Annotated in this window: 8 protein-coding genes; 5 read left to right on the plus strand and 3 right to left on the minus strand. The window is 38.4% G+C overall.

Annotated elements, in window-relative coordinates; translation table 11 throughout:
• Positions 1 to 401: immunity 22 family protein (locus tag ACEYX7_RS09785; RefSeq protein ID WP_374900501.1), on the plus strand; the 401-nt coding region annotated here is incomplete at its 5' end.
• Between the two features lie 43 nt (positions 402 to 444).
• On the opposite strand, the gene ACEYX7_RS09790 is transcribed toward ACEYX7_RS09785, so the two are convergent.
• Positions 445 to 1,098 carry a DUF4230 domain-containing protein gene (locus ACEYX7_RS09790; protein ID WP_374804013.1) on the minus strand — a complete coding sequence of 218 codons (654 nt, stop codon included), beginning with the start codon at positions 1,096 to 1,098 and terminating at the stop codon, positions 445 to 447.
• A 293-nt stretch (positions 1,099 to 1,391) separates the two neighbouring features.
• On the opposite strand from ACEYX7_RS09790, the gene grpE reads away from it, so the two are divergent.
• The 4 genes from grpE to ACEYX7_RS09810 all read left to right on the plus strand — a co-directional run bounded on the left by grpE (position 1,392) and on the right by ACEYX7_RS09810 (position 6,360).
• Positions 1,392 to 1,952 (plus strand): nucleotide exchange factor GrpE, encoded by a 561-nt coding sequence (gene grpE / locus ACEYX7_RS09795; protein WP_374806917.1) that lies wholly within the window; start codon positions 1,392 to 1,394, stop codon positions 1,950 to 1,952.
• Between the two features lie 172 nt (positions 1,953 to 2,124).
• On the plus strand, positions 2,125 to 4,065 hold the full coding sequence (gene dnaK / locus ACEYX7_RS09800; RefSeq protein ID WP_374900503.1) for a molecular chaperone DnaK: 1,941 nt from the start codon (positions 2,125 to 2,127) through the stop codon (positions 4,063 to 4,065).
• Positions 4,066 to 4,200: 135 nt separating this feature from the next.
• Positions 4,201 to 4,857: a potassium channel family protein gene (locus ACEYX7_RS09805; RefSeq protein WP_374806919.1), complete on the plus strand. Its 657-nt coding sequence runs from the start codon at positions 4,201 to 4,203 to the stop codon at positions 4,855 to 4,857.
• A gap of 192 nt (positions 4,858 to 5,049) precedes the next feature.
• Positions 5,050 to 6,360 carry a TrkH family potassium uptake protein gene (locus ACEYX7_RS09810; protein WP_374804019.1) on the plus strand — a complete coding sequence of 437 codons (1,311 nt, stop codon included), beginning with the start codon at positions 5,050 to 5,052 and terminating at the stop codon, positions 6,358 to 6,360.
• Between the two features lie 60 nt (positions 6,361 to 6,420).
• On the opposite strand, the gene hemN is transcribed toward ACEYX7_RS09810, so the two are convergent.
• Both hemN and nudC read right to left on the minus strand, forming a co-directional pair.
• Entirely contained in the window at positions 6,421 to 7,911 is a 1,491-nt protein-coding gene (gene hemN, locus ACEYX7_RS09815; protein WP_374900505.1) for an oxygen-independent coproporphyrinogen III oxidase, read from the minus strand.
• A 58-nt stretch (positions 7,912 to 7,969) separates the two neighbouring features.
• Positions 7,970 to 8,764, minus strand: a complete 795-nt coding sequence (gene nudC / locus ACEYX7_RS09820; protein ID WP_374804003.1) for an NAD(+) diphosphatase — start codon at positions 8,762 to 8,764, stop codon at positions 7,970 to 7,972.
• Between the last annotated feature and the right edge of the window lie 247 nt (positions 8,765 to 9,011).

The raw sequence follows: 9,011 nt of genomic DNA on the forward strand, positions 1-9,011 counted from the left end.
TGGCTGTCGCTAAAGCCCTTGATTGTTTCGTATCTCATCTTGTCATTATATCAAAACTTTCGCAAGAGGTCTATTATCTTGATATTTATTATGAAAACGATATAGATAGTCAATTTATGCAGGACTTTGCTATTGATTATTATGATGAAGATCTTAGCGAAAGCAATTTTAATGTTGAACATCAACCCTTTTTTCTGCAACAAATTCGCCAACATTCTTATGGTAATACTTTTTCCAAACAGCTTGAACAAGATATTTCCCTTTTAATCGAACCATCGAAATTTAATGCAGTATTTTTAATTTATGATTTTGATGCAAGAAATCTAAAATCGAACTCTATCACCAAATTAAACTTTTTAGGTTGTTACAGTTTTAACAAGCATACTTATTTTGGTGAATAAAAAAGCATATATTTCATCAATATATGCTCTTTTTTTAAAGCAATTAACCGCAATTTGGTACAGGTGAAGTCGTCACGGTGACTTGAGCTTGGGTTAAGCTAAATAATGTTTCGATTTGTTTTTGAGCATTGTCGTTGGCAGTTTTAAGAATGCCTGATTGGCATGCGGTTGCCACGATTTTTTCTCGTGCCGCAGTTTGTGCTTCGGTCAATAATGCGGGATCAATATCTACAAAACCAAGTAAGCCTGTTTTGACATCATACATTTCGGTCTTGTCCAAACTGCTCGATAATACTTGTACCGCTGGCAATTGAATACGAATATTCTTGCCATCTTCTGACACTTGCACTTGCTCTTGAGTCAGTTTATTTAAATCTAAACCTGCCGACACACGTCCACTGACCACGAACAAGCCTTTTTGTTCGTCTTGCCACAATTTATTCCACGTACCTTCTTTATGACTAGTCACTACAGTATCGATATGATAAGCCACTGTTTCTAAATTACTCAGATGCTGAATACGTTGCAACACACCTGCACTGGTCAAAACATCAATTTTGGGTTGTTTATCTTTATACCATTGCATAGCAAAAAACGCTGATGCAACAGCAACAATGCTTAAAACAAACAAGCTAAGCACGGCTTTAGAAAAAAAATTACCTTTCTTGTGAGAGTTAGGTTGTGGATTTGTGGTCATCAGTGCTGACACCCCTTACAAAAATAAATGAAGATAAAAATAAGATATAGGCGTTACGTCAAAAAACAAGCAAAACGCCGAATAATTCACCAAAGCCATACAATTTCATGGTGTTTTTCAATTAATTTTAAAGCAAAACAACTTATCTAACTTGAATTTGTCGTTATCTATCCCTATTTCTGCAGTAATTATTGATTTATTGCTGTGGCAGAAGCTGTGGCAGAACGACTGTTGTCATGGCTTATTTTCTTTGTTTACATGGCAAAAAACCAACATGTTTACAGGACTTGCCCATGTTCAAAAACCTATTTAATCGGAGTAAAAACATGACCGAGCAAAACCCAAATCTTGAGCAAGAACAGCAAGATGGCGTAGTGCAAACTGAAGCGACCAATACTGAAATCAGCATCGACAGCTTACAAGCTGAAATCGCTCAACTCAATGATGATCTAAAATTGGAAAAAGCACGCACTGCTAATGCGGTGTACGAAGCACAAAAAAGTGTAGAACGTGTACAACGTGAAAGCGAAAAACACAAAGAAGTGGTTTTGGAAAAATTTGCCAAAGCTTTGCTTGATAGCGTGGACAATTTAGAACGTGCCATCCAAGCCACAGGCGAAGAAAAAACTGCTTTGCTTGAAGGTGTAGAATTGACCTTAAAATCACTGCTTTCAACCTTAGAAAAATTTGGTGTCGTGGCAGTGGATACCGAAAATGGTTTTAATGCGGAATTTCACCAAGCAGTCGGTATTGACCCAAATGCCAAAGCCAACCAAATCGGTAACGTTTTGCAAAAAGGCTATACCCTAAATGGTCGTTTATTACGCCCAGCTATGGTCATGGTTGGTGCATAATTCAGCGAATCAATGATTGACCAAACTGACAATCCCATGAATTTTTTAGGTATTTTGATTTTTTTGCAATTTTTTTAACATCTTTTTGCAATTTTTACTTGAAAAATTTTTAACGGGGCATATATCAAGCACATCGGAACAAACATTTTGAAATTTTTTAAAGGTGAATATTATGGCTAAAATTATCGGTATTGATTTGGGTACAACCAACTCATGCGTTGCAGTACTTGAAGGCGACAAAGTAAAAGTTATCGAAAATGCTGAAGGTGCACGTACTACACCATCTATCGTCGCGTATAAAGACGGTGAGACCTTAGTTGGTCAATCTGCAAAACGTCAAGCAGTCACTAACCCAAAAAATACATTATTCGCAATCAAGCGTTTGATCGGTCGTCGTTATGAAGACCAAGCGGTACAAAAAGACATCGGTCTTGTGCCATACAAAATCATCAAAGCTGACAATGGCGATGCTTGGGTTGATGCCAATGACAAAAAACTTGCACCACAACAAGTTTCAGCAGACATTTTGAAAAAAATGAAAAAAACTGCAGAAGACTATTTGGGTGAAACGGTAACCGAAGCGGTGATTACTGTTCCTGCTTACTTTAACGATGCACAACGTCAAGCGACCAAAGATGCAGGCAAAATTGCAGGTCTTGATGTAAAACGTATCATCAACGAACCAACTGCTGCGGCATTGGCATTCGGTATGGACAAAAAAGAAGGCGACCGTAAAGTAGCGGTATATGACTTGGGTGGTGGTACTTTTGACGTATCGATCATTGAAATTGCTGATCTTGATGGCGACCAACAAATCGAAGTGTTGTCAACCAATGGTGATACTTTCCTTGGTGGTGAAGACTTTGACAATGCCTTGATTGACTACTTGGTTGAAGAGTTCAAAAAAGAGCAAAACGTTAATTTGAAAAACGATCCATTGGCATTGCAACGTTTGAAAGAATCAGCTGAAAAAGCCAAAATTGAATTGTCTTCTTCAAATGCAACAGAAATCAACTTGCCATATATCACTGCTGACGCGTCTGGTCCAAAACACTTGGTAATGAATATCACTCGTGCCAAATTAGAAGGCTTGGTAGCTGACTTGGTTGCTCGCACGATTGAGCCTTGCCGTATCGCATTGAAAGACGCTGGTTTATCGGCTTCTGATATTTCTGATGTAATCTTGGTTGGTGGTCAATCACGTATGCCAATGGTACAACAGAAAGTACAAGAATTCTTTGGTAAAGAGCCACGTAAAGACGTTAACCCTGATGAAGCGGTAGCAATTGGTGCAGCGATTCAAGGTGCGGTATTGTCTGGTGACAAGAATGACGTATTGTTGCTTGACGTGACACCATTAACCTTAGGTATTGAAACCATGGGCGGTGTATTAACGCCAATCATTGAGAAAAATACTACGATTCCTGCGAAGAAATCACAAGTATTCTCAACCGCTGCTGACAACCAACCTGCGGTAGATATTTCGGTTTACCAAGGTGAGCGTAAAATGGCCGCTCAAAACAAATTGTTAGGTAACTTCCAATTGGGCGACATTCCACCAGCTCCACGTGGCGTACCACAAATCGAAGTGTCTTTTGACATCAATGCGGACGGTATCTTGAAAGTGTCTGCAAAAGATAAAAGTACTGGTAAAGAACAATCAATTCAAATCAAGGCAAACTCTGGCTTGAGCGATGCAGAAATCGAAGCGATGATTCGTGATGCTGAAGCGAATGCTGAAGAAGACCGTAAGTTTGAAGAGTTGGCGAAAGCACGTAACGAAGCAGACTCATTGATTTCAAGTGCACAAAAAGCAGTGAAAGACTTGGGTGACAAAGTGACTAGCGATGAAAAAACGGCGATTGAAACTGCGGTAACTGAGCTAGAAACAGCGACCAAAGAAAATGATGTAGATGATATCAAAGCAAAAACTGAAAACTTGCAAAATATCATCATGCCAATCACGCAACGTGCTTATGAACAAGCATCTCAACAAGGCGGTGCGGAAGGTTTTGATCCAAATACCTTTAACCAAGGCGGTCAAGCCAACCAAAAAGCCGATGATGGCGTGGTAGATGCTGAATTTACTGAAGTAAAAGATGATAAAAAATAATCTTTTGCCAAAGTAAAATTTTGCCAAATAAAGAAACCGTCTAGTGTATGCTAGGCGGTTTCTTTATGCCACGTATACACTTTTGCCAATTTATCGCTATAATAAGCCAAATATTTTGACTGATTTGAGTACGTTATGGCTTTTTTCGCAGTGATTGGTTTGGGGAGCTTTGGTGCAACCGTAGCACAAGAGCTTAGCCATTTAAAGCACGATGTGATTGGTATTGATTTGGTGAAAAAAAATGTCGAAAATCTTGCTAATGTGCTGACGCATGCCGTGATTGCCGATGCCACAGATGAGAGAGTATTGCTTGAGCTGAATGTACAAGAATGCGATGCGGTGATTGTAGCGATTGGTGAAGACATTGAAGCAAGTATTTTATGTATTTTAAATCTCAAAAACCTTGGAGTAAACAATATTTTAGCCAAGGCAAAAACCAAAGCCCATCATAATATTTTATCGCATTTTAATATTAAAAAAATTATTCACCCAGAAGAAGATATGGGTGTGCGGATTGCACAAGCATTAAATTATCCGATGATTCGTCGTTATATGTCTTTGGATGATGACTATTATATTGTGCAAGTGCGTATTCCTGATTATTTACAAGATATTAATTTATTGGGCTTAGTACGTAATGCCAATAATGTCAAAGTTGTATTACTTAAACGTGGACAACAGATTATCGATCATATTGATGAAGATTTTACTTTAAATCAAAATGATACGTTGATTTTGGAAGGGCATGTGAGTGAATTGCAAAAATTGGCACATCGATTCTTAAAAAATTAATATCTATTTTTAAGCATTAATATTATTGAATTTTTAAGGACAGCCAAAATGCAAGATGATAGCAATAACCATATGCAAAGAAGCAAAAAACACCTTGCTGAACATCGGGTTGTTTCGGTTTATAGCAAAAAATTACCCTTAAAAACACGATTAAAACATCGTATATTTGAGCTACTAAATATCAAACACTATATGATTAACCTAAGCCCGCCATCATTATTGGCTTTGGGTTTTGCTTTTTTTATTATTTTAGGTACATTTTTATTAAAATTACCCATATCTCATCATGGTGATTTGCGTTGGATGGATGCGTTTTTTACTGCCACATCCGCAGTGACCATCACAGGGCTTGCTACCATTGGTTTGGATACGCATTTAACGCTTTTTGGGCAATTTATTGTGTTATTACTGATTCAAGCTGGGGGCTTGGGTTTTATGACTTTTGCCATCTTAGTAGCATTAACTTTATCGCCCAAGCTCGGTTTAAAACAACAGATTTTCGCCCAAAATACCTTAGGACAAACCAGTCTTGCCAGTGTCAAAAGTATTACTTTTAATCTCTTAATTTATACTTTAGCCTTCGAGTGTATTGGTTTTTTAATTTTGACTGCCTATTGGGCACCGATTTATGGCTTTGAATATGGGGCATTTTATGCCTTTTTTTATAGTGTTTCGGCTTTTAATAATGCAGGTTTTTCTTTATTTTCGGATGGTTTGCTGAAATTTCGCCATGATTTAGGTATATTCTATGTATTAAGTGGTTTATATATTATTGGCGGGACAGGTTTTATTGTTTTAATGGATATTAAAAAAAATCGTTCTTGGAAAAAAATCAGTACCAACAGCAAAATTATATTATCAGGGATGTTGGTTTTAAATACGGTCGCATTTATTTTAATTTATTTATTAGAACAGAATAATCCACTGACTTTGGGACATATGTCGGTATTTGAGAAAATTACCCATGCGTGGTTTCATGCCACTGTGCCACGTTCATCAGGATTTAATAGTGTAGATATGGCAGCATTAACCCCTGCATCAATTTTTTTGACGGCGATTTTGATGTTTATTGGTGGCGGTTCACTAAGTACCGCTGGCGGTATTAAAATTGGTACGTTTGTAATTTTGATTTTAACGGTGATTACTTTTTTCCGTAGTGGTGATGAAGTCACTGTGTTTAAACGCTCAATTAGTCCAGAAAGTAGTTTTAAAGCTTTGGCAGTGGCTTTTGCGACTTGTATTTATATCGTGCTTGGGGTATTTGTGATTTTGATTTTTGATCCGAAATTAGACTTTTTAAGTGTATTATTTGAAGTTATTTCTGCGGTCTGTACTGTGGGTTTATCACGGGGCATTACAGGGCAATTATCAGACCAAAGTCTATCCGTGATTTGCTTTTTGATGTTTGCAGGGCGTTTGGGTCCAATCACACTCATTTATCTGATTGCATCATCCAAGAAAAGCCATGTTCGCCATCCAAATGCGGAGATTCAGATTGGTTAATTTTCGGATATCGTGACATCAAGTGGGCAAGGATGCCCACTCTATTATTAAATCAATATCTTAAATCACTTTACTAAAACGATTTTGATGTTTTTTACCTAGATAGCTGTCAAATACCATTGCCACATTACGCCCGAGCAAACGCCCTTTAGGTAAAATACGAATACCACTGCCGTCCATACTGATCAATTGATCCGCTTGCATCTCTGCCAATTGTTGAATTTCTTCGATAAAATAACTGGTCGGATCGACACTAAAACGGCTATTGATATCTTTAAAATCAATATAATCATGACAAAGTAAATTCATAATCACATAACGACGCAATTGGTCGGGCAATTTGGCTTGAATGCGTTTTACCGCAGGCAATTGCTTGCCATCAACCATGGCTTTATATTCGGTTAAATCCGTGCTGTTTTGCAGATAATTTTCACCAATTTGACTAATCGATGACACGCCAAAACCGAGCAAATCACAATTGCCATGTGTAGTATAACCTTGGAAATTACGATGCAATTTGCCCGCACGTTGAGCGATTGCCAATTCATCATCAGGCTTGGCAAAATGGTCAATACCAATATATTGATAACCTGCCGTACTCAAGGCATTGATAGTATTGCCCAACATGGCAAGTTTATCGCTCGGATTAGGTAAATCGGCATCATTGATTTGACGTTGTCCTTTGAAGCGTTCAGGCAAATGTGCATAATTAAATACCGACAAACGGTCTGGCGACATGGCGATAATCCGCTCTACCGTATGACGCATACTTTCAACCATTTGATGTGGCAAACCATAAATCAAATCAATATTGATTGAACGAAAACCCAAGGCACGCGCTTCGTACATCACTTGTTGGATCATGCTTTCAGATTGCACACGATTGACGGCGATTTGTACTTTTTCTTCAAGGTCTTGCACACCAAAACTGACCCGATTAAAGCCCAGTTCACGCAAGACTTTTAAGGTATTTGGGCGTAATTCTCGTGGATCAATTTCAATGGAATAATCGGCAATTGGTTCAGTGCTCAAGGTAAATTGGCTTTGTAAAAATTGCCATAATTTCACCAACTCTTCATCGCTCAAAAAGGTCGGTGTACCACCACCCAAATGCAATTGTTCAACCACTGGCTCACCTTGTAATAAGGCACGTTTTTGTCGAATTTCTGCAAAAAGATAATCTAAATAATTGCCTGCATCGGCATTTTTTTTGGTAATGATTTTATTACAAGCACAGTAATAGCAAAGATGGCGACAAAACGGAATATGAAAATATAATGATAATGGCACGCGTTGATTGCGTTGTTGTAAGATTTTACTTTCTGCACCTTCGGCAATCGGTTGAAATTCTAATGCGGTTGGATAAGACGTATAGCGTGGACCTTGGCGGTTGTATTTTTCAATCATCACTTCATCAAACAAATGCTCGGTCGGGGCATAGTGTCGTGCGTCGCTGGCATAAGGATTACCGCTATGTTCGCTACGTGCCAAAAACGGTTGTTCATCGGCATCGAGCGTTGCTGATAATGGCGTTGATGTTGGCGTAGTCATAGTAGATACCTGTTTTCATATGAGATTTGAATATATTATAACGCATATTATTGCTCAGTTATTGTATATTTGACTGCCGAATAAGTTGCACTGTCTGTTCAATTAAAAAGCGTGAAATCGTACCTTGTTCAGGCAGATTTTCAGGTAAATGGTCGATATCAAACCATTGGGCATCGCTCAATTCTTCTTGTTGAATGACGATGTCACCATGGTCATACTCTGCCAAAAAACCGAGCATTAATGAGTTGGGAAAACACCACGGTTGGCTTTGTAGATATTGCAAATTTTTGATGTGAATACCGCTTTCTTCCAATACTTCTCGATGCGTGGCATTCTCAATGGTTTCACCAATTTCCACAAAACCTGCCAATACCGTATAAATCGGTTTTTGTCGCCACCTGTTATGCATAGCAAGTAAAATTTGTCGTCCTTTGCGTACCGCCACGATAATGGATGGATTGATGCGTGGAAAATGCTGACGATGACAATTGCTACAGACTTTGGCAATCTGAGTCGTGTGCATCTCTAGGCTATGTCCGCAAACATGGCAAAATTGGTAATCTTGAAAAAACTCCGCCAAGCCCACCGCACGGCTCAGCACTTGAAATTCGGCACTACTACGATACAACTGGCTACGCAAGTTTTGATAATCGACATGGTCTTGCACGTTGGCAAAATCTTGTGGATCATCTAACAATAAATGCACAGGATAGCCTTTATAATGGGCAATACATAAATATGGTCGTTGTTGTAAAGCAAGCTGTTCTGCTGTACCAAAGGGCATGGCATCATTTGGCAAATCAATATTGCCATGTTGTACATGTAACCAATAAGCCACTGTCATCCGAGTCATTTCCTATTTCTATTTAGCCTTGATTTAAGCACAGTTTTTGGCAAATTTAAATCTTGCCCCGATGATTTTATTCACCTAAAATGCTTAAAGTATAATTTTTAGTTTATAGGACTTACGCAAACCTAACCGAAGGGCAACGAAGTTGCTCACAAATATAGTCATCAAGAAGTCCTTGCTTAATTTGATACATCGTTTTACCTAACTGACTAGCAAGTCTAGCAAAGCAGACCCAAGCCGGCATAGCACA

The sequence above is a fragment of the Hubeiibacter jixunmingi genome, assembly GCF_041928215.1.
Taxonomy (GTDB): domain Bacteria; phylum Pseudomonadota; class Gammaproteobacteria; order Pseudomonadales; family Moraxellaceae; genus Acinetobacter.

Excerpts from the sequence above, each read along its gene's own strand:
- ACEYX7_RS09790 (WP_374804013.1), bottom strand. The coding sequence starts at position 1,098 with ATGACCACAAATCCACAACCTAACTCTCACAAGAAAGGTAATTTTTTT.
- grpE (WP_374806917.1), top strand. The coding sequence starts at position 1,392 with ATGTTCAAAAACCTATTTAATCGGAGTAAAAACATGACCGAGCAAAAC.
- dnaK (WP_374900503.1), top strand. The coding sequence starts at position 2,125 with ATGGCTAAAATTATCGGTATTGATTTGGGTACAACCAACTCATGCGTT.
- ACEYX7_RS09805 (WP_374806919.1), top strand. The coding sequence starts at position 4,201 with ATGGCTTTTTTCGCAGTGATTGGTTTGGGGAGCTTTGGTGCAACCGTA.
- ACEYX7_RS09810 (WP_374804019.1), top strand. The coding sequence starts at position 5,050 with ATGATTAACCTAAGCCCGCCATCATTATTGGCTTTGGGTTTTGCTTTT.
- hemN (WP_374900505.1), bottom strand. The coding sequence starts at position 7,911 with ATGACTACGCCAACATCAACGCCATTATCAGCAACGCTCGATGCCGAT.
- nudC (WP_374804003.1), bottom strand. The coding sequence starts at position 8,764 with ATGACTCGGATGACAGTGGCTTATTGGTTACATGTACAACATGGCAAT.